At 74.8% G+C, this 20,259-nt stretch carries 17 protein-coding genes; 11 read left to right on the top strand and 6 right to left on the bottom strand.

Annotated features, from left to right (window positions below; genetic code table 11):
• Positions 1–78 precede the first annotated feature (78 nt).
• Positions 79–1,083 (bottom strand): LLM class flavin-dependent oxidoreductase, encoded by a 1,005-nt coding sequence (locus ACI8AX_RS08695; RefSeq protein ID WP_456549401.1) that lies wholly within the window; start codon positions 1,081–1,083, stop codon positions 79–81.
• A gap of 123 nt (positions 1,084–1,206) precedes the next feature.
• Between ACI8AX_RS08695 and ACI8AX_RS08700 the strand changes: the two genes are divergently transcribed.
• Positions 1,207–2,868, top strand: coding sequence for an AMP-binding protein (locus ACI8AX_RS08700; protein ID WP_456549402.1), 1,662 nt, complete (start codon positions 1,207–1,209; stop codon positions 2,866–2,868).
• Between the two features lie 7 nt (positions 2,869–2,875).
• On the opposite strand, the gene ACI8AX_RS08705 is transcribed toward ACI8AX_RS08700, so the two are convergent.
• Positions 2,876–3,259: an STAS domain-containing protein gene (locus ACI8AX_RS08705; RefSeq protein WP_456549403.1), complete on the bottom strand. Its 384-nt coding sequence runs from the start codon at positions 3,257–3,259 to the stop codon at positions 2,876–2,878.
• A gap of 171 nt (positions 3,260–3,430) precedes the next feature.
• Between ACI8AX_RS08705 and icmF the strand changes: the two genes are divergently transcribed.
• The 4 genes from icmF (at position 3,431) to ACI8AX_RS08725 (ending at position 8,212) form a co-directional block, all read left to right on the top strand.
• Positions 3,431–6,664, top strand: a complete 3,234-nt coding sequence (icmF, locus tag ACI8AX_RS08710; protein ID WP_456549404.1) for a fused isobutyryl-CoA mutase/GTPase IcmF — start codon at positions 3,431–3,433, stop codon at positions 6,662–6,664.
• Positions 6,665–6,689: 25 nt separating this feature from the next.
• A complete protein-coding gene (locus ACI8AX_RS08715) occupies positions 6,690–7,196 on the top strand; it encodes a MarR family winged helix-turn-helix transcriptional regulator (protein WP_456549405.1) in 507 nt (168 codons plus the stop codon).
• Positions 7,197–7,201: 5 nt separating this feature from the next.
• The gene (locus tag ACI8AX_RS08720) at positions 7,202–7,960 is read left to right on the top strand and encodes a helical backbone metal receptor (RefSeq protein ID WP_456549406.1); all 759 of its coding nucleotides are present in this window, start codon (positions 7,202–7,204) and stop codon (positions 7,958–7,960) included.
• Positions 7,961–8,032: 72 nt separating this feature from the next.
• Entirely contained in the window at positions 8,033–8,212 is a 180-nt protein-coding gene (locus ACI8AX_RS08725; protein WP_456549407.1) for a hypothetical protein, read from the top strand.
• A gap of 20 nt (positions 8,213–8,232) precedes the next feature.
• Here ACI8AX_RS08725 and ACI8AX_RS08730 read toward each other — a convergent pair whose 3' ends face one another.
• Positions 8,233–9,042 (bottom strand): IclR family transcriptional regulator domain-containing protein, encoded by an 810-nt coding sequence (locus tag ACI8AX_RS08730; protein WP_456549408.1) that lies wholly within the window; start codon positions 9,040–9,042, stop codon positions 8,233–8,235.
• A 62-nt stretch (positions 9,043–9,104) separates the two neighbouring features.
• The gene (locus ACI8AX_RS08735) at positions 9,105–10,577 is read right to left on the bottom strand and encodes an amidohydrolase family protein (RefSeq protein ID WP_456549409.1); all 1,473 of its coding nucleotides are present in this window, start codon (positions 10,575–10,577) and stop codon (positions 9,105–9,107) included.
• A 224-nt stretch (positions 10,578–10,801) separates the two neighbouring features.
• On the opposite strand from ACI8AX_RS08735, the gene ACI8AX_RS08740 reads away from it, so the two are divergent.
• The 6 genes from ACI8AX_RS08740 to ACI8AX_RS08765 all read left to right on the top strand — a co-directional run bounded on the left by ACI8AX_RS08740 (position 10,802) and on the right by ACI8AX_RS08765 (position 17,862).
• A complete protein-coding gene (locus ACI8AX_RS08740) occupies positions 10,802–11,983 on the top strand; it encodes a CaiB/BaiF CoA transferase family protein (protein WP_456549410.1) in 1,182 nt (393 codons plus the stop codon).
• Positions 11,980–12,813, top strand: a complete 834-nt coding sequence (locus ACI8AX_RS08745) for a citryl-CoA lyase (protein WP_456549411.1) — start codon at positions 11,980–11,982, stop codon at positions 12,811–12,813. Before ACI8AX_RS08740 ends, ACI8AX_RS08745 begins: the two co-directional genes overlap by 4 nt.
• A 4-nt stretch (positions 12,814–12,817) precedes the next feature.
• Complete coding sequence (locus ACI8AX_RS08750; protein ID WP_456549412.1) at positions 12,818–13,801, top strand: quinone oxidoreductase family protein; 984 nt, start codon at positions 12,818–12,820, stop codon at positions 13,799–13,801.
• A gap of 26 nt (positions 13,802–13,827) precedes the next feature.
• Positions 13,828–14,691 (top strand): dioxygenase family protein, encoded by an 864-nt coding sequence (locus ACI8AX_RS08755; protein ID WP_456549413.1) that lies wholly within the window; start codon positions 13,828–13,830, stop codon positions 14,689–14,691.
• Positions 14,692–14,726: 35 nt separating this feature from the next.
• Complete coding sequence (locus ACI8AX_RS08760; protein WP_456549414.1) at positions 14,727–16,226, top strand: mannitol dehydrogenase family protein; 1,500 nt, start codon at positions 14,727–14,729, stop codon at positions 16,224–16,226.
• A 73-nt stretch (positions 16,227–16,299) separates the two neighbouring features.
• Positions 16,300–17,862 (top strand): phospholipase D-like domain-containing protein, encoded by a 1,563-nt coding sequence (locus tag ACI8AX_RS08765; protein WP_456549415.1) that lies wholly within the window; start codon positions 16,300–16,302, stop codon positions 17,860–17,862.
• 10 nt (positions 17,863–17,872) lie between these two features.
• Here ACI8AX_RS08765 and ACI8AX_RS08770 read toward each other — a convergent pair whose 3' ends face one another.
• The gene (locus ACI8AX_RS08770; protein WP_456549416.1) at positions 17,873–18,610 is read right to left on the bottom strand and encodes an HAD family hydrolase; all 738 of its coding nucleotides are present in this window, start codon (positions 18,608–18,610) and stop codon (positions 17,873–17,875) included.
• On the bottom strand, positions 18,607–20,112 hold the full coding sequence (locus tag ACI8AX_RS08775) for a mannitol dehydrogenase family protein (protein ID WP_456549417.1): 1,506 nt from the start codon (positions 20,110–20,112) through the stop codon (positions 18,607–18,609). Before ACI8AX_RS08775 ends, ACI8AX_RS08770 begins: the two co-directional genes overlap by 4 nt.
• Between the last annotated feature and the right edge of the window lie 147 nt (positions 20,113–20,259).

Raw genomic sequence — 20,259 nt, forward strand, 5'->3', positions numbered from 1 at the left:
CGCGCCGCGCTCACGTCGACGCCCCGCGGCCTCCTCCAGGGCACCGCCCCGAGCGTGCGAGGGGGAGGAGGTCCTCCGTCACGCGGCGATGGGCGACATCGCCCCGGCGGTCAGCTCGACCGCACGCAGCCGGCGCTCGGGGGAGGGCGACTGGAAGGCGACGATCAGCTCGTCGGCGTCGGCGAGCTCGCGGAAGGCGGTCAGCTGCTCGCGGACCTCGTCCGCCGTCCCGATCGCGGTGTGCGTGAGCATCCCGTCGACGTGCACGCCGGCGCCGCCGTCGAGCAGCAGGTCGGCCTCGGCGTCGGAGAGCTCGCGGCCGCGCCCGAACAGCCCGACGGCCAGCCGCCGGCGGACCTGCTCGAGGTCGGCGCGGGCGGCGTCGGTGCTGTCGGCGGCGACCACGTTGACCCCGGCGATCACGTAGGGGGCGTCGAGCTCGGCCGAGGGGCGGAACTCGCTGCGGTAGGCGGCCACCGCCTTCTGCAGCAACTGGGGCGCGAAGTGCGACGCGAACGCGTAGGGCAGCCCGAGCGCGGCGGCGAGCGTCGCGCCGAACATCGAGGAGCCCAGGACGTAGAGCGGCACCCGCGATCCCTTGCCGGGGACGGCGTCCACGCCCGGCACCCGGGTCTCGCCGGCCAGGTAGGCCTGCAGCTCCAGCACGTCCTGCGGGAAGCGGTCGGCGGAGGCGTGGTCGCGGCGCAGCGCGTACATCGTGTTCTGGTCGCTGCCCGGCGCCCGGCCCAGACCCAGGTCGATCCGGCCCGGGTACATCGCGTCGAGCGTGCCGAACTGCTCGGCGATGGTCAGCGGCGAGTGGTTGGGCAGCATCACGCCGCCGGCGCCCAGCCGGATCGTGCTCGTGTGCGCGCCGACGTGGCTGATCAGCACGCTGGTCGCCGAGGAGGCGATGGTCGGCATGTTGTGGTGCTCGGCGTACCAGACCCGCCGGTAGCCGTGCTCCTCCGCGGCGCGGGCCAGGGCGACGCTGGCGGCGATGCTCTCGCCGGCGGTCTGCCCGGGCGCGATGGGGGCGAGGTCGAGGACGGACAGCGGCAGCGACGGGGACGGCGACGGCATGCCAGAGGCAACCGTGCCCGCCGCCCGCGGCTTCCCGCGGGCACCCCCGTCGGTAGGTGGTGCCGGGCACGTCGCGGCGGGAGGGTGGCGGGGTATCCCGTCGCCGTGATGCGGAGGCCCCTCATGAACGCCGCCCAGCCGCCCGTCCCCTCCTACGCCAGCGGGACGTCGACCGTGCCGCTGCTGGGCGACACGATCGGCGCGAACCTCGACCGCACCGTCGCACGGGTGGGGGAGCACGAGGCGCTGGTCGAGTGCGCCACCGGCCGCCGGTACAGCTACCCGCAGTTCGCCGCCGAGGTCGACGCGGTCGCGCTCGGACTGGACGCGCTCGGCGTCGCCAAGGGCGACCGGGTCGGCATCTGGGCGCCCAACTGCGCGGAGTGGGCGTTCGTCCAGTACGCGACGGCGAAGCTCGGCGCGGTCCTGGTCAACATCAACCCCGCCTACCGCACCCACGAGCTGGCCTACGTGCTGCGCCAGGCCGGCATCTCCGTGCTGGTCAGCGCGCCGGAGTTCAGGACCAGCGACTACCGGACGATGGTCGGCGAGGTCCGGGGCGAGTGCCCGGCCCTGCGCGAGGTCGTCTTCCTCGGCGACCCGGAGTGGGACCGGCTGTTGGAGACCGGGCGGGCCGGCGACCGGGGGCTGCTGGCCCGCCGGGAGGCGGAGCTGTCGGCCGACGACCCGATCAACATCCAGTACACCTCGGGGACGACGGGCTTCCCCAAGGGCGCCACGCTCACCCACCACAACCTGCTCAACAACGGCTTCTTCGTCGGCGAGGGCTGCGGCTACACCGAGGCCGACCGCATCTGCATCCCGGTGCCCTACTACCACTGCTTCGGCATGGGGATGGGCAACCTGGCGGCCACCAGCCACGGCGCGACGATGGTGGTCCCGGCGCCCGGGTTCGACCCCGCCGCGACGCTGCGCGCGGTGCAGGACGAGCGCTGCACGTCGCTGTACGGCGTCCCGACGATGTTCATCGCCGAGCTCGCGCTGCCCGACATCGGCGACTACGACCTGTCGTCGCTGCGGACCGGCATCATGGCCGGCTCCCCGTGCCCGGTGGAGGTGATGAAGCGGGTCGTCGCCGAGATGGGGATGACCGAGGTGACCATCTGCTACGGGATGACCGAGACCTCGCCGGTGTCGACCCAGACGGGCGCGGACGACGACCTCGACCGGCGGACGTCGACGGTCGGCCGGGTGCACCCGCACCTGGAGGTGAAGGTCGTCGACCCCGAGACCGGGCTGACGGTGCCGCGCGGCGAGCCGGGGGAGCTGTGCACCCGCGGCTACTCGGTGATGCTCGGCTACTGGGAGGAGCCCGAGAAGACCGCCGAGGTGATCGACGCCGCGCGCTGGATGCACACCGGCGACCTCGCGGTGATGGACGCCGAGGGCTACGTGAACATCGTCGGCCGGATCAAGGACATGGTCATCCGCGGCGGCGAGAACGTGTACCCGCGGGAGATCGAGGAGTTCCTCTACACCCACCCCGACGTCGTCGACGCGCAGGTGATCGGCGTCCCCGACGAGCGCTACGGCGAGGAGCTCATGGCCTGGGTGCGGCTGCGCGAGGGCGCCGAGCCGCTCACCGCCGAGGGGCTCCGGGAGTTCTGCGCGGGCAGGCTCGCCCACTACAAGGTCCCGCGCTACGTCAAGGTCGTCGACGCGTTCCCCATGACGGTGACCGGCAAGATCCGCAAGGTCGAGATGCGCGAGGTGTCGGTGCGCGAGCTCGGTCTGGAGGCCGCCGCCGCCGTGCGCAACGCCTGACCGGGCGTCACACCCGGGAGCGGACGGCGCCGAGGGCCCCGGCGCCGTCCGGGACCACCGGCAGGACGTCGACGAGCCCGACCACGCCGATGAGCCGCCGGACGCACCGGCTGGCCGCGACCAGCCGCACGTGCCCACCGGCGGACAGCGCGGCCTGCCGGACCACCAGGAGGGCGGTGACCCCCGCGCCGTCGACGAAGGACACGCCGCCGGCGTCGACGGTCCAGGCCGGGGAGGGGCCGGCCCGCAGGACCGGCACGGCGTCGGTCAGCAGGTGGGCGGAGCAGTGGTCGAGCTCCCCGACGAGCGTCACGCGGCCGAGGAGGACGTCGACCGCCACGAACAGCAGGGACTCGTCGAGGGTGGAGGAGGGGAGTGCGGCGAGCGACATGGCCGACCTACTCGGGAGGACGTGGTGCGGGCCGTCTCTTCGACCGACGGGACCACCGTAACCGGAATGGTTGGGTTCCACACCCATCCGCCGGCCTGAATTCCCGTGGACGTCCAACTACCTGCGCTATGGTTCCTTGGACGTCCGAGTACCTCGTGTCTGGAGCCCGCCGTGACCGCCGCGCCGCTGCACGTCCCCGTCCACCCGGTCCGGTTCGTGACGGCGGCCAGCCTGTTCGACGGGCACGACGCCGCGATCAACGTGATGCGCCGGCTGCTGCAGAGCCAGGGCGCGGAGGTGGTGCACCTGGGCCACGACCGCGGGGTCGACGCCGTGGTGCGGGCCGCGGTGGAGGAGGACGTGCAGGGGGTGGCGATCTCCTCCTACCAGGGTGGGCACGTCGAGTACTTCTCCTACCTGCGCGAGCGGCTGACCGCGGCCGGCGCCGGGCACGTGCAGGTGTTCGGCGGCGGGGGTGGCGTGATCGTGGCCGAGGAGATCGCGCTGCTGCGCGAGCGCGGGGTGCGGATCTTCTCCCCGGAGGACGGCGCCCGGCTCGGGCTGCCCGGGATGGTCAACGAGCTGATCCGGGAGTGCGACGTCGACCTGGCCGCCACCGCGCCCGACGCCGACGCCGTCCTGGCCGGCGACGCGGCGGCGCTGGCCCGCGCGGTCACCGTGCTGGAGGCCGGCCGGGCGCCGGAGCTCGCGGCGGCGCTCCGGGAGGCGGCCGCGGCGCGCACCGTGCCGGTGCTGGGCATCACCGGCACCGGCGGGTCGGGCAAGTCCTCGCTCACCGACGAGCTGCTGCGCCGCATCCGGCTGGACCAGGGCGACCGGCTGCGGGTGGCCGTCGTGGCGATCGACCCGACCCGCCGCCGCGGCGGGGGAGCGCTGCTGGGCGACCGGATCCGGATGAACGCGCTGGAGGAGACGGTCGGCGGCGACCGCACCTACTTCCGGTCGCTGGCCACCCGCACCGCCGGCGCGCAGGTGCCCGAGCACCTGGACGACGTGCTGGCCGCGGTGAAGGCCGCCGGCTTCGACCTGGTCGTCGTCGAGACGCCGGGCATCGGGCAGGGCGACGCGGCGATCGTGCCCTTCAGCGACGTCTCGCTGTACGTGATGACGCCGGAGTTCGGCGCCGCCTCGCAGCTGGAGAAGATCGACATGCTCGACTTCGCCGACGTCGTCGCGGTGAACAAGTACGAGCGCCGCGGCGCCGAGGACGCCCGCCGCGACGTCGCCCGGCAGATGGTGCGCAACCGCGAGGCCTTCGGGCAGCCGTGGGAGTCCATGCCGGTGTTCGGCACCAGCGCGGCCCGCTTCAACGACGACGGCGTCACCGCGCTGTACCAGCACCTGCGCGCGCTGCTCGCCGAGCGCGGCCTGCCGGTGGGCGAGGGGGTGCTGCCGGCCGTCGACGTCCGCGCCTCGTCCGGGCTGTCCAGCGTCGTCCCGTCGTCCCGGTCGCGGTACCTGGCCGAGATCACCGAGACCGTGCGCGGCTACCACCGGACCACCGAGGAGCAGGCGGAACTGGCCCGCCGCCGGCAGCACCTGACCACCGCGGCGGAGGTGCTGGACGGGGACGCGGCCGAGGCGGCCCGGGCGGCCGCCGAGGGCACCGGGCTGCTGCCGGAGGTGGCCGGCCTGCTGGAGCGCTGGCCGGCCACGGTCGAGCAGTACTCCGGCGACGAGCTGACCTACACCGTGCGCGGCAGGGACATCACCGTCCCGCTCACCCGCGAGACGCTGTCGGGGACGAAGGTGCGCCGGGTGGCGCTGCCGCGCGCCCGCGACGACGGCGAGCTGGTGCGGTTCCTGCGGCGGGAGAACCTGCCCGGCGCCTTCCCGTTCACCGCCGGCGTCTTCCCGGTCAAGCGGGAGGGCGAGGCGCCGGCGCGGATGTTCGCCGGCGAGGGCGACCCGTTCCGCACCAACCGCCGGTTCAAGCTGCTCAGCGCCGGGCAGCCGGCCACCCGGCTGTCCACCGCGTTCGACTCGGTCACCCTCTACGGCCGCGACCCGGAGCTGCGCCCCGACGTCTACGGCAAGGTCGGCATCTCCGGCGTCTCGATCGCGACGCTGGACGACATGCGGGCCCTCTACGACGGGTTCGACCTGTGCGCGCCGACCACGTCGGTGTCGATGACGATCAACGGCCCGGCCCCGGCGATCCTGGCGATGTTCCTGAACACCGCGATCGACCAGCGGCTGGCCGCCTTCCGGGCCGAGGAGGGCCGGGAGCCCGACGCCGCCGAGGCCGAGGAGATCCGGGCGTTCGTGCTGTCGACGGTCCGCGGCACGGTGCAGGCCGACATCCTCAAGGAGGACCAGGGCCAGAACACCTGCATCTTCTCCACCGAGTTCGCGCTGCGCTGCATGGCCGACATCCAGGAGTGGTTCATCGACCACCGGGTGCGCAACTTCTACTCGGTGTCGATCTCCGGCTACCACATCGCCGAGGCCGGGGCGAACCCGATCAGCCAGCTGGCCTTCACACTGGCCAACGCCTTCACCTACGTCGAGGCCTACCTCGCCCGCGGCATGGCCATCGACGACTTCGCGCCCAACCTGAGCTTCTTCTTCTCCAACGGGATGGACGCCGAGTACACCGTGATCGGCCGGGTCGCCCGGCGGATCTGGGCGGTGGCCATGCGCGAGAAGTACGGCGCCGGCCCGCGCGCCCAGCAGCTGAAGTACCACGTGCAGACGTCGGGGCGGTCGCTGCACGCCCAGGAGATGGACTTCAACGACATCCGCACCACGCTGCAGGCGCTGTGCGCGATCTACGACAACGCCAACAGCCTGCACACCAACGCCTACGACGAGGCCGTGACGACCCCGTCGGCGCACTCGGTCCGCCGCGCGCTGGCCATCCAGATGATCATCGACCGCGAGTGGGGCCTGGCCCAGAACGAGAACCCGCTGCAGGGCTCGGCGATCGTCGAGGAGCTGACCGACCTGGTCGAGGCCGCCGTGCTCGAGGAGTTCGACCGGATCGCGGAGCGCGGCGGCGTGCTCGGCGCGATGGAGACCGGCTACCAGCGCGGCCGCATCCAGGACGAGTCCATGCTCTACGAGCACCGCAAGCACGACGGCTCGCTGCCGATCATCGGCGTCAACACCTTCCTCGACCCCGACCGCGCCTCGGCGCCGGCCGGGCCGCTGGAGCTGGCCCGCGCCACCGAGGACGAGAAGAAGTCCCAGCTCGCCCGCCTGGAGGACTTCCACGCCCGGCACGCCGCCGAGGCACCGGCCGCGCTCGCCCGGCTGAAGGAGGTCGCGATGGGCGGGGGCAACGTGTTCGCCGAGCTCATGGACGCCGTCCGGGTCTGCTCGCTGGGGCAGATCAGCGAGGCCTTCTTCGAGGTGGGCGGCCGGTACCGGCGCAGCGTGTGAGGAGGCGTCGGTCATCATGACCGCCGTGAGCACGCCGTCCCTGCCCTTCGACCCCGTCGCGGCGGCGACCCGGCAGTGGCGCGAGCACGGCTGGGAGCACGCGGCGGTCGGCATGGAGGCGGTCACCTCGCTGATGCGCGCCCAGGCGATCGTGCAGGCGCGCGTCGACGAGGTGCTGCGCCCGCTGCAGCTCACCTTCGCCCGCTACGAGCTGCTGATGCTGCTGTCGTTCACCCGCACCGGCGCGCTGCCGATGGCGAAGGCCGGCGCCCGGCTGCAGGTGCACCCGGCGAGCGTCACGAACGCGGCCAGCCGGCTGGAGGCCGCCGGCCTGGTGCGCCGCCGTCCGCACCCGGAGGACGGCCGCGGCGTCCTCGTCGAGATCACCGACGCCGGCCGCGCCCTGGCCGCCGAGGCCACCGCGCGCATCAACGAGGTCTTCGCCTCGCCCGAGCTGAGCAACGACCGGATGCGGGAGCTGATCGACATCCTCCGCGAGCTGCGCCGCTCCGCCGGCGACTTCGCCGACTGACGGCGGTGCTCCTCGACGACCTCGGCGCGCCGGTGCCGCTGCCCGCGCCGCCGCGGCGGGTCGTCTCGCTAGTCCCGTCGCTGACCGAGGCGCTGGCGGCCACCGTGCCCGACCGGCTGGTCGGCGCCACCGACTGGTGCACGCACCCGGCCGGCCTCGACGTCGCCCGGGTCCGCGGCACGAAGAACCCCCACCGGGCGGCGATCGCGGCGCTCGCCCCGGACCTCGTCGTCGCCAACCGGGAGGAGAACCGGCGGCTCGACGTCGACCGGCTGCGCGCGGCCGGCATCCCGGTGTGGGTGACCGTGGTCGAGTCGGTGGACGAGGCGCTGGCCTCGCTGCGCCGGCTGTTCGGCGAGGCGCTCGGGGTGGGGGAGCCCGGGTGGCTGGCCGAGGCGACGGCGGCGTGGGCCGCACCGGCGCCGGTGGCCGGGCTGCGGGTCGCCGTCCCGATCTGGCGGGATCCGTGGATGGTGGTCGGCCCGCGCACCTTCGCCGGCGACGTGCTGGCCCGGCTCGGCCTGGTCAACGCCTTCGGCGAGGGCGAGGACCGGTACCCGCACGTGACGGTGGACGAGATCTGCGCGCGGGCCGAGGCCGTCCTGCTGCCCGACGAGCCCTACCGCTTCACCGCCGACGACGGCCCCGAGGCCTTCCCCGGGCTGCCCACCGCGCTGGTCTCGGGGCGTGACCTCACCTGGTACGGCCCCTCGCTGGCCGGCGCTCGCGCCCGCCTCGCCGCCGCGCTCACCACCCTGGCCTGACCGGCGGACCGGACGGGCCGCCGGGGCCCTAGGGCACTTCGCGCGCGCCGGGCCCCGGGCCAGCATGGGTGCATGAGCAGCAAGCCCCTGCGTTGCCGGCTGGGGTTCCACTCGTACGTCCAGCGACGGCCGGACGACGAGCGCAGCCACGGGCCGGACCACAAGATCTGCCGACTCTGCGGCAAGCACAGCGGCGTCCCGTACGGCAACGTGCCCTCGGCCGGGATGGGAGGCCCCGGCGGCATCGGCTGACGCCCGCCACGTCGAGGCGGTCAGGCGGGGCGGGGGCGCTCGACGTGCGGGCGGGACTGCCAGCGCGCCCAGTCGGCGCTCACCTCGCCGGCCGCCCGCAGCAGCCTCGGCAGGTGCTCGCCGAGCAGCCGCTCGGTCGAGGTCTCCGCGGCGTGCACGGTCACGTTCATCGCCGCGCGCACCGCGCCGGCGCCGTCGCGCACCGGCACCGCCACCGAGCGGACGCCGGGCGCGAGCTCCTCGTCGGCCAGGGCCCAGCCCCGCGCCCGCACCCCGGTCAGCTCCTCGCGCAGCTGCTCGACGGTCCGGCCGGGGACGGCGGGCAGCCCGGCCCGGCTCGGCTCGGCGAGGACGCCGTCCAGCTCGGCGGGAGGCAGGGCCGCGAGCAGCACCTTGCCCTGCGACGTCCGGGCGGCGGGGAAGCGCGTGCCGATCTCGACGCGCAGCGCGATCAGCTTGGGCACCGACACCCGGGCGACGTAGACGATGTCGGAGCCCTCGAGCTGTGCCATCGACGACGACTCGCCGGTCTGCGCGACCAGGTCCTCCAGGTGCGGCCGGGCGACGTCCCACAGGCCCAGCGACCCCACGTAGGCCATGCCCAGGTCGAGCACCCGGGGCGTCAGCTCGAACCCGGCGGCGCCCGACCGGACGTAGCCGAGCTCCTCCAGCGTGAGCAGCAGCCGCCGCGCGGTGGGCCGGGCCAGCCCCGCCGCCGTCGCCACCTCCGACAGGGACATGACGCGGTGGGCGGGCCCGAAGCAGGCGAGCACGTCGAGGCCGCGCGCCAGCGCCTCGACGAAGTCCGGCCCCGCCCCGCGTCCCGCCATCTCGCTCCTCCCGCCCCGGAGGAGGTCCGTCGACGGGACGCCGACGGGCCTCCTCCGCGTCCTCATCGGCCCAGCACGCGGTCCTCGCCGCCGGCCCGCTTGGACTCGTCCTTGTAGTCGCTGTACTGGTACGGGTTGTCGAGGATCTCGGCCTCGGCCTCGGGCATCTCGGGGAACATCCCGGCCTGCCAGACCTCCTCGCCGCACTCGCCGCGCAGGTACTCGATGGTGTCCTCGACCTCGCGCCGGACGGCGGCCAGGTCGACGCCGACCAGCTCCCCCTCGCTCTTCACGACCCGCCCGCCGACCAGCACGGTGTGCACGTCGGCGCGCTGGGCCTGGAAGGCCACGTGCCCGAAGGGGTTCAGCAGCGGGAAGGAGACCGGCGAGCGGTCGTTCTTGACCAGGACGACGTCGGCCTTCCGCCCCGGCTCCAGCCGGCCGAGGTCGCCGTCGCGGCCGATGGTGTGCGCGCCGCCGCGGGTGCACCACTCGACCACGTCGCGGGCCCGCAGCCGCAGGTGGGTGATCGTCTCGCCCTTGAGGTGGGCGTCCATGTGCTCGGACATCCGGTCGGCGTTGAGGGTGGCCCGCATGGCGGAGAACATGTCGCCGCTCCACCACACGCTGGTGTCCATCGACAGCGAGACGGGGATGCCGTACTTCAGGACCTGCTCGGTCGGCGCGTGCCCCTGGCCGGCGCTGCACTCGCTCTCGGTGGCCACGGAGATCGAGCCGCCGGTGCCGGCGATGCGCTGGTAGCTGTCGGCGGTGAGGGTGGCGGCGTGCACGTACGTCGTCTCCGGCGTCATGAAGCCGCCGTCGTACATCTGCTGGATGCCGGTGTCGTTGGTGGCCGCCCACACGCCGGCGTGCGTGGTCACCGGCAGCCCGAGCTCGCGGGCCACCTCGAACGCCGCCTTCTCCGGGAACGCCGGGTCGCCGGTGACGTCGAAGGCCAGCTGCACGCCCATCATGTCGTCGCGCTCGTCGCGCAGCCGCTCGAGGAACGACCGGACGGCGGGGTCGGCCGTCCACTCCCACGGTCCGGCCTGGATGTTGCCGTAGGCGAAGACGAAGCGGCCCGGCGTCGAGCGGAGCGCGTCGAGCGCGGCCTCGGCGTGCTCGACGGTCTGCAGGTTGTGCGACCAGTCGACGGTGGTGGTCACGCCGGCGTCGAGGGACTCGATGGCGGCCAGCCGGTTGCCGGCGGCGATGTCCTGCGGCCGGAACTTCTTGCCGTGCTCGAGGTAGTACCAGACGAAGTACTGGGTGAGCGTCCAGTCGGCGCCGTAGCCGCGCATCGCGGTCTGCCACATGTGCCGGTGGGTGTCGATCATGCCCGGCATGACGATACCGCCGGTCGCGTCGACCTCCTGCGTGCCCTCGGGGACGTCGAGCCCGGCGCCGATGGCGGCGATGCGTCCGTCGGTGACCAGGACGTCGGTGTTCGTCAGCACGCTGCCGGCGTCGTCCATCGGCAGGACGGTCCCGCCGCGCAGGACGATCGGCCGGCCGGCCTCGGTGCTGGTCATGGGCTCCTCCTCGACGGGGACGACGACACTGTCGGACGGTCGTCCGCTGTACGGACGCACGCCGGGTGCGGCCACCCTGGCCGTGACCTGGACCACCTGTCAAGGCGGTGGACGGACGATCTCGTCCGGTTGACAGCTCCGCGACAGCGGCCGGAGACTCCGGCGGACGGCTGTCCGTACAGCGGGCGCCGGGGACAGTGGGCGGCGGAGGGACACGTACGGCGATGACGACGAACGCGACCGGCGGGCCGCTGTCCGGCCTCCTGGTGGCCGACTTCTCCCGCATCCTCGCCGGGCCCTACGCCACGATGCTGCTGGCCGACCTGGGCGCCGAGGTGGTGAAGGTCGAGGGCCCCGGTGGGGACGACACCCGCACCTGGGCGCCGCCGGTCCGGCAGACGGCCGGGGGCGACGTGGCGACCTACTACCTGGGCGTCAACCGCAACAAGCGCTCGGTCGTCCTCGACCTCAAGGACCCCGGTGACGCGGAGGCCGCGCGCGAGCTGGCCCGCCGCGCCGACGTCCTGGTCGAGAACTTCAAGCCCGGCGGCCTGGCCCGTTTCGGCCTGGACTACGCGTCCGTCTCCGAGACCAACCCGGCGCTGGTCTACGCCTCCATCAGCGGCTTCGGCAGCGGCCCCGGCGGGCGCTCGCTGCCCGGCTACGACCTCATCGTGCAGGCGATCTCCGGCTTGATGAGCCTGACCGGGGACCCCGGCGGGGACCCCTACCGGGCCGGCGTCGCGGTGTTCGACGTCATGGCCGGCCTGCACGCCACGATCGGCGTCCTGGCCGCGCTGGAGCAGCGGCACGTCACCGGCCGCGGGCAGCACGTCGAGGTCAACCTGCTGTCGTCGGCGATGTCGGGGCTGGTCAACCAGACCAGCGCGTTCGTGGCCGGCGGCGTCGTCCCGTTCCGGATGGGCAACAGCCACCCCAGCCTGTTCCCCTACGAGCCCATGGCCTGCGCCGACGGCGACCTCATCATCACCGCCGGCAACGACGGCCAGTTCCGCAAGCTGGTCGAGGTGCTGGGGCTGCCCGAGTTGGCCGACGACCCGCGGTTCCTGCGCAACGAGGACCGCAACAGCAACCGCGAGGAGCTCCGCCCGCTGCTGGTCGAGCGGCTGCGCACCCGCACGAAGATGGAGTGGTTCCGCGACATCATCGGCGCCGGCGTGCCCTGCGGGCCCATCAACACCGTCGACCAGGGCGTCGCCTTCGCCGCGGAGGTCGGCCTCGACCCGGTCGTGACGGTGGGGGAGGGCGACGCCGCCGTGCCCTCGATCCGCAACCCCATCCGGTTCTCCGAGACCGCCGCCTCCTACCGGCTGCCCCCACCGCGGGTCGACGAGCACGGCGACGAGATCCGGACGTGGCTGGCCACCCCGCAGGAGGAGTCGTGAGCACGCCGGAGTACCCGACGGCGCTGGGCGCCTCGACCCGGGAGACCATCACGCTGCTCGGGCACGACCTCGCCCGCGACGTCATGGGCACCGTCGGCTTCGGCGAGCTGGCCTTCTGGCTGGCCACGCAGCGCCGTCCCTCCGCCGGGGAGACCCGGGTGTTCGAGGCGGTGCTCGCGGCGCTGGCCGACCACGGCTTCACCCCGACGGCGATCGTGACCCGGCTGACCTACCTGTCGGCGCCCGACTCCGTGCAGGGCGCGCTCGCCGCCGGCCTGCTCGGCGGCGGCTCCCGCTTCCTCGGCGTGACCGAGGACTGCGGCCGGTTCCTGCACGACGTGCTGGCCGCGGCGCCGCAGCTGCCCACCGACGACGCCGGCTGGGACGCCCTCGCCCGGGAGACGGTGCGCGCCCGGCGGGAGGCCGGCCGGTTCGTGCCCGGGCTGGGGCACCACGTGCACAAGGACGGCGACCCGCGCACCCCGCGGCTGTTCGAGATCGCCGCCGAGGAGGGGCTGACCGGGCCGCACCTGGCGCTGTTCGCCTCGATCGGGCGGGTGCACCCCGAGGTGCTCGGGCGCACCCTCCCGCTCAACGGCGCCGGTGTCTGCGGCGCGGCCCTGGCCGACCTCGGCCTGCCGCTGGAGCTGCTCCGCGGGTTCGCGCTGCTCGCCCGGACCGCCGGGCTGATCGGGCAGCTCGCCGAGGAGCTGCGGCACCCGGTGGCCAACGACGTCTTCCTCTCCGTCGACCTGAACAACCGCTCCGTCGCCCCCGACCCCTACACGGCCCGGCCGCTCCCCGGCTCCCGGCCGGCGGCGGGGGACTGACGCCGTGCGCGCCGCCGTCCTGACCGCGCCCGGGTCCACCCCGCAGTGGGCCGGGCACCCGGACCCGCAGCCGGGCCCGGGCAGCACGCTGGTCCGCGTCGCGGCGGCGGCGATCGTCCCGCTGGACCTGCTGTGCGCCTCCGGGACGTCGTACTTCGGGGCGCCGGCCTGCCCGTACGTGCCGGGCACCCAGGGCGTCGGCGTCGTCGAGCGGTCGGCGGCGTTCGCCCCCGGCACCCGCGTCTTCTTCGAGACCACCGCCGGCCGGGCACCGGGCGACGGCAGCCTCGCCGAGCTGTGCGCCACCGGCGACGACATGGTCGTGCCGATCGAGGCCGACGTCGCCGACGTCGAGGCCACCGCGCTGGGAATGTCGGCCGTGGCCGCCTGGATGGCGCTCACCGCCCGCGGCCGGTTCCGGGCCGGCGAGCGGGTGCTCGTGCTCGGCGCCGGCGGTGCCGTCGGCCAGGCCGCGGTGGGCGCCGCGCGGGTGCTCGGCGCCTCACGGGTCGTCGCCGTCTGCCGCTCGGACGAGGCGCAGGAGCGGGCGCGGCGGGCCGGCGCCGACGCCGTCGTCCCGCTGGCCGGGGACCTCGCCGCCGACGCCGCCGCGCTGACCGCCGCGCTGCGGGAGGCGCTGGAGGGGGACGTCGACGTCGTGGTCGACCCGGTCTGCGGCACCGCCGCGACCGCCGCGGCCCGGCTGCTGGCCCCGGGCGGGCGGCTGGTCAACCTCGGTGGCGCGTCCGGCGACACCGCCGAGTTCTCCTCCGCCGTGCTGCGCAGCCGGTCGGCGGAGGTCCTCGGCTACACGAACGTCAGCCTGACGCCCGAGCAGCGCCGCGAGGCCCTGGGCGCCGTCTTCGCGCACGCGGCCGCCGGCGACCTGGCCGTCGACTCCGAGCAGGTGCCGATGGCCGACGTCGCCGGCGCCTGGGAGCGCCAGGCCGGCGGACGCGCGAGCCGGCGCCTGGTCCTCACCCCCTGACCCGACCCGACCCGACTGGAGGAGCGATGGAGCTCGTCACCGAGGAGAACATCACCGACCTCGCCGTGCAGCGGTGGCAGACCGCGCACGACCCGCGGACGGCCGAGCTGCTCACCGCGCTGGTCCGGCACCTGCACGCCTTCGCCCGCGAGGTGCGGCTGACCGAGGCGGAGTGGATGGCCGCCATCCAGTGGCTCAACCGCACCGGGCGGATCAGCAGCGAGAAGCGGGAGGAGTTCATCCTCGCCTCCGACGTGCTCGGCCTGTCGATGCTCGTCGTCCAGATGAACCACCGGCTGGACCCGCAGGCGACGCCGGCGACGGTGCTCGGCCCCTTCCACATCGAGGGCTCCCCGGAGCTCGGGTTCGGCGGGGACATGTCCGACGGGCTCGACGGCGTGCCGCTGTACCTGCACGGCACGGTGCGCGACCTGGCCGGGGAGCCGGTGCCCGACGCCGAGCTCGACGTGTGGCAGGCCGACGCCGAGGGGCTGTACGAGTCGCAGCACGCGGAGGTCGACGAGGCCCGGCTGCGCGGCATCTACCGCAGCCGCGACGACGGCACCTACTGCGTGCGGACCATCGCCCCCAAGGGCTACACCATCCCGATGGACGGGCCGGTCGGCGAGCTCGTCTCGGGCACCGACATCAGCCACTTCCGGCCGGCGCACGTGCACTTCCTGCTCGCCGTCCCCGGCTACGAGCCGCTGGTCACCCACCTGTTCCAGGAGGGGGCGGAGTACCTCGACAGCGACGTCGTCTTCGGCACCAAGCAGGAGCTGGTCGTGCGGTTCGAGGAGCGCGAGCCCGGCCCGACGCCCGACGGCGGCACCAGCGCGGTGCCGTGGCTGGAGGCCAGGTACGACTTCGTGCTGCAGCCGGCGGGCTGAGTGCGGGGAGGGCCGGCGCGGGTAGGGGCCCGCCCATGACGCGGCTGAGCGCCTCCACCCTGACCTCGCTGGGCCCCTCGGTCTGGACGCCGCGCTACGACCGCTCGGCGATCCGGCCGGGCATCGTGCACCTCGGCGTCGGCGGCTTCCACCGCTCCCACCAGGCGCTCTACGTCGACCGGCTCCTCGAGTCCGGCGAGGGCGAGGGCTGGGGCATCTGCGGGGTCGGCGTGCTGCCCGGCGACCGGCGGATGGCCGAGGTGATGGCGGCGCAGGACTGCCTCTACACGCTCGTGGTCAAGCACCCCGACGGCTTCCTGGACGCGCGCGTGGTCGGCTCGGTCGTCGAGTACCTGTTCGCCCCCGACGACCCGGAGGCGGTGGTCGAGCGGATGGCGGCCGGACAGACGCGCATCGTCTCGCTCACGGTCACCGAGGGCGGCTACAACACCTCGGCGGTCACCGGCGAGTTCGACGCCGACGCGCCCGCCGTCCGGGCGGACCTGGCGCCGGGCGCACGACCCCGCACGTCCTTCGGGCTGGTCACCGAGGCCCTGGCCCGGCGGCGGGCCCGGGGCCTGCCGCCCTTCGCCGTCGTCTCGTGCGACAACATCCCGCACAACGGCGACCTGGCCCGCCGCAGCTTCGCCGCGTTCGCCGCGCTGCGCGACCCGGACCTGGGGGAGTGGGTGGCCGCCGAGGTGCCCTTCCCGAACTCCATGGTCGACCGGATCACCCCGGTCACCACCGACGACGACCGCGCCGAGCTCGCCCACCGCTTCGGCGTGGAGGACGCCTGGCCGGTCGTCTGCGAGCCGTGGACCCAGTGGGTCCTGGAGGACTCCTTCCCCGGCGGCCGGCCGCCGCTGGAGGACGTCGGCGTCCAGCTGGTCGCCGACGTCGCGCCCTACGAGCTGATGAAGCTGCGGCTGCTCAACGCCGGCCACCAGGTGCTGGCCCACCTGGGCCGGCTGGCCGGCCTGACGTACGTGCACGAGGCCTGCCAGGACCCGCTGTTCCGCGAGTTCCTCCGCGGCTACCTCGACGAGGAGGCCACGCCGACGCTCGCCCCGGTGCCGGGCATCGACCTGCGCCGGTACAAGGCCGACCTGGTCGGCCGCTTCGCCAACCCGCAGGTCCGCGACACCCTCGACCGGATCCGGGAGAACGCCTCCGACCGGGTCCCGCAGTTCCTGCTCCCGGTGATCCGGGCCAACCTGGCGAGCGGCGGGGAGGTCCGCCGCTCGGCCGCCGTGCTCGCCGGCTGGGCGCGGACGGCGGAGGGGGACGACGACGCCGGCCTGCCGCTGGCGCTGGTCGACCCGCGGGCCGGCGAGCTGGGGGCCCGGGCCGACCGGCAGGCCGCCGAGCCGCTGGCCTTCCTCGACGACCCCGACGTCTTCGGCGACCTCGCCGCCGACGCGCGCTTCGCGGCGGCCTACCGCTCGGCGCTGGCCTCGCTGCGCGAGCGGGGCGCCCGGGCGACCGTCGCGGGCCTGGTCGACCCGCCCCGCCGGGGCGCCGGCCGGGGCTGACGGCGACCCCCGGGTCGGCCGACCGGGTGGTCCCGGGCGCGGGAGTGCACGTCCCCGCCACGGGCAGGGCAGGATGCCCCGGGTGTCCTCCGACGGCGGTACGACGACCTCGCCCGGCCTGCGCGTGCCCGGTCCGCGCCCCCCGGCCGAGGTGCCGCCGCGCACCGGCGGCCGGCTGCTCGTCCCCGGCGAGACCTGCTGGCGGATCGAGCGGGCCGACCGGCACGCCGTCTTCGTCGACGCCGCCGACTACTTCGCCACCCTGAAGAAGGCGGTGCGCAACGCCCGGCGCCGTGTGCTGTTCATCGGCTGGGACTTCGACCCCCGGATCCGGCTGGACCCCCGCGCCGGCGGCCGGTCCCGCGACGACCGGCTGGGCCGGGTGCTCGAGGCCGCCGTCCGGGCGAACCCGGAGCTGGAGGTGGGCGTGCTCCAGTGGGACCTGGGCATGGCGTACGCGCTGGCCCGCGGGCTGGCGCCGATCGTGCTGCTGAACCGGCGCACGCCCGATCGGCTGACGTTCGCCGTGGACACCCACCACCCCGTCGGCGGCGCCCACCACCAGAAGATCGTGGTCGTCGACGACTGCCTGGCCTTCGCCGGCGGCATCGACGTCACCGCCGACCGCTGGGACACCCCCGAGCACCGCGACCGCCACCCGTTCCGGGTGCGGCCCCGGACCCACCGCCCCACCATGCCGTGGCACGACGTGACCAGCCTGGTGACCGGCCCGGCGGCGCGCGCCGTCGGCGACCTCGCGCGCGAGCGCTGGGAGAGCGCCACCGGTGAACGGCTGGAGCCGGTCACCGACGTCGAGGCCTGCTGGCCCGAGGGCGTCGAGCCGTTCCTCACCGACGTCGACGTCGCGATCTCGCGGACCCGTCCCGAGCACGGCGGGACCCCGCTGGTGCACGAGATCGAGCTGCTGTGGCTGGCCGCGATCGCCGCGGCGCGGCGGACCGTGTACATCGAGACGCAGTACTTCGCCAACCGCCGGATCGCCGAGGCGATCGCGGAGCGGCTGCAGGAGGAGGACGGGCCGGAGTTCGTCGTCCTCAACCCGCACGAGGCGTGGGGGTGGCTGGAGGAGAAGGCCATGGGCTCGGCCCGGGCCGCCCTGCTGGAGATGGTGCGCCGGGCCGACCGGCACGGCCGCTTCCGCCTGTACGTGCCCGTCACCGAGGGACGGCGGTCGGTCTACGTGCACGCGAAGGTGCTGGTCGTCGACGACCGGCTGCTGCGCATCGGCTCGGCGAACCTGAACAACCGGTCGATGGGGCTGGACACCGAGTGCGACCTCAGCATCGAGGTCGCCGCGCAGCAGGGGGACCAGGCGCCGGTGGCCGCCGCCGTCGTGGCGCTGCGGGACCGGCTGCTGGCCGAGCACCTGGGGGTCGAGCCCGCCGAGGTGACGGCCGCCGTCGAGCGGAACGGGGGGTCGCTGCTGGGTGCCGTCGAGGAGCTGCGCCGTCCCACCGGCCGTTCCCTGGTGCCGTTCACCCCGCCCGACCTCGGACCGGTCGAGCAGCTGCTCGCCGACACCCGGCTGCTGGACGCCGAGCGCACGCCCAACCGCCGGCAGCGGGTCCGCCAGGCCTTCGGCCGGCGGCGGGCGCGGCGGCCGCTGACCGGCTGAGGCGCGGAGCTCAGCCCAGCAGCTCCTCCAGCTCGGCCCACGACCCGACGACGGCCGCCACCCCGGCCTCGCGCAGCGCGGCCGCTCGGTCGTCCCGGTCGGCCGCCGGCACGAACTGCAGGATGCCCACCGTGGGGTAGCCGGCGGCGACCGCGGACAGGGCGCCGTTGACCGAGTCCTCCACCGCGACCGCCTCGTCCGGGGTCACCCCCACCTCGCCGCCGGCGTGCACGTACACCGCCGGGTCGGGCTTGCTCGTGGGCTCGGCCAGCGAGTCCTCCGCGCTGAACCGCCGGCCGGCCGGGAAGAGCGGCGCCAGGCCGGTCACCTCCAGGCACGCCCCGAGCCGGGACGACGCGCTGGAGGTGACCGCCGCGAGCGAGAACCGGCCGGCCAGGCGCTCCAGCGGCTCCCGCACCGCCGGGTCCGGGCGCAGGACGGCCCGCAGGTGCGCGGTCACGACGTCCTTCTCCTCGGCGACCCAGCGCTCGAGGTCCGCACGGGTCAGCTCGCGGCCGTACCCGGCGGCGAGCTCCGCGGCCGCCGCCCGGAAGTTCTTCCCGTTGGTCTTCCGCTGCAGCTCCTCCGGGGCGAACGCCCGCTGCGCGCCCAGCCCGGCGAGGAACCGGTTGGTGACGTCGGCCGAGGCGGCGTAGGCCGGCTCCTCGGAGGGGAAGAGGGTGCCGTCGGCGTCCACGAGCAGCGTGGTGACGGCGGCGGGGTCCAGCGGGAGGGAGCGCCCGGTCACCCGGCCCGCCCCCCGCCCGCGGCCGCGCCGTCGCGGACCGCCAGGAACCGCTGCACGACCTCGCACGGGCCCTCGTCCTCGAGGGCGGACAGGGCGTCCTGCACGCAGTCGGCGAAGCGGGGGTCGCGCCCGATGGAGTCGAAGACGGCCTGCTCCGACAGCAGGGGCGAGGCGTCGCTGCCGGCCTCCTGCGCGACCGGCACCAGGTCCATGCGCGGCCCCGCGACCGGGACCTCGTCCCCGGCGTAGTCCTGCCCGCGCAGGAAGCGCAGCCAGCCGGCCACGGCCACGCACAGCAGGTGGTGCGGCCGCCCGGCGTCGAGGGCCGCGCGCACCGACGGCAGCACGTAGTTGGGGATCTTCGTCGAGCCCCGCCGGGCCAGTCGGGCGAGCTGGTCGGCCATCCGCGGGTTGGCCAGCCGGTCGAGCAGGGTGGCCTGGTACCCCGCGAGGTCCAGGTCCGGGACGTCGGGCAGGGACGGCGCGATCTCCTCGGCCATGAGCCGGGTGAGGAACTCCCGCAGGACCGGGTCGGCCATGACGTCGGCGGTCGTCCGGTGGCCGGCCAGGTACCCGAGGTAGGCGATCGAGCTGTGCCCGGCGTTGAGCAGCCGGGTCTTGATCGTCTCGTAGGGGGAGACGTCGGGGACGAACCGGACGCCGACGTCCTCCAGCGGCGGACGGCCGTTGCAGAACTCGTCCTCGACCACCCACTGCCGGAACGGCTCGGTGATCACCGGCCAGCGGTCGTCGACGCCCAGGGCCTCGGCGACCGCGTCCCGGTCCTCGGGGCTGGTGTTCGGGGTGATGCGGTCGACCATGCTGCTGGGGAAGGCGACGTTCGCGTCGATCCAGCCGGCGAGGTCACCGCCGTCCTTCTCGTCGCGGAGGTGGGCGAACGAGACCACCGAGGTGCGCGCCGCGCGCCCGTTCGACTGCATGTTGTCGCAGCTCATCACGGTGAAGGGCGGCAGCCCCGCCGACCGCCGCCGGTGCAGCGCCTCCACCAGGTAGCCGAACACCGTCGACGGGGTGCCCGGGTCCTCGAGGTCACCGGCGACGTGCTCGTCGTCGGCGTCGAACTCCCCGGTGTGGGCGTCGATGCGGTACCCGGTGCCGGTGATGGTCAGGCTCACCAGGCGGGTGCGCTCGTCGGTCAGGGCCGTGAGCACCGCCTCCGGGTCGTCCGGGGCGTAGAGGTAGCCGGTCAGGACGCCGACGACGGTCGCGCGGTCGCCGTCCTCGGCCCGCTCGACCACCGTGTAGAGGCGGTCCTGCGCGTCGAGCACCTCGCCGATCTCGCGGCTGTGCAGGCCCACCCCGACCACGCCCCAGTCGGCCACCCCGCGCCGGGCGAGTTCCTCGAGGTAGACGGCCTGGTGCGCGCGGTGGAAGCCGCCGACGCCGATGTGCACGATCGCCGGGACGAGTGCGCTCCGGTCGTAGCCGGGCACCGAGACGGCGGCCGGGAGGTCGGTCAGGGTGCGGTCGGACAGGGGCACGGCGGAGGCCGTGCCCCGGGGCGGAGCAGAGGTCATCGAGGTCTCTCGGAGAAGAGGGGCGCCGTCCCGGGGTGGCTGCTCACCCGAGGCGCCCGCTCTCCCTGCCCGCCGCGAGCGGCGGCAAACCGGCGCGGGACGTGATGTGGT

This window comes from Blastococcus sp. SYSU D00813, assembly GCF_054050735.1.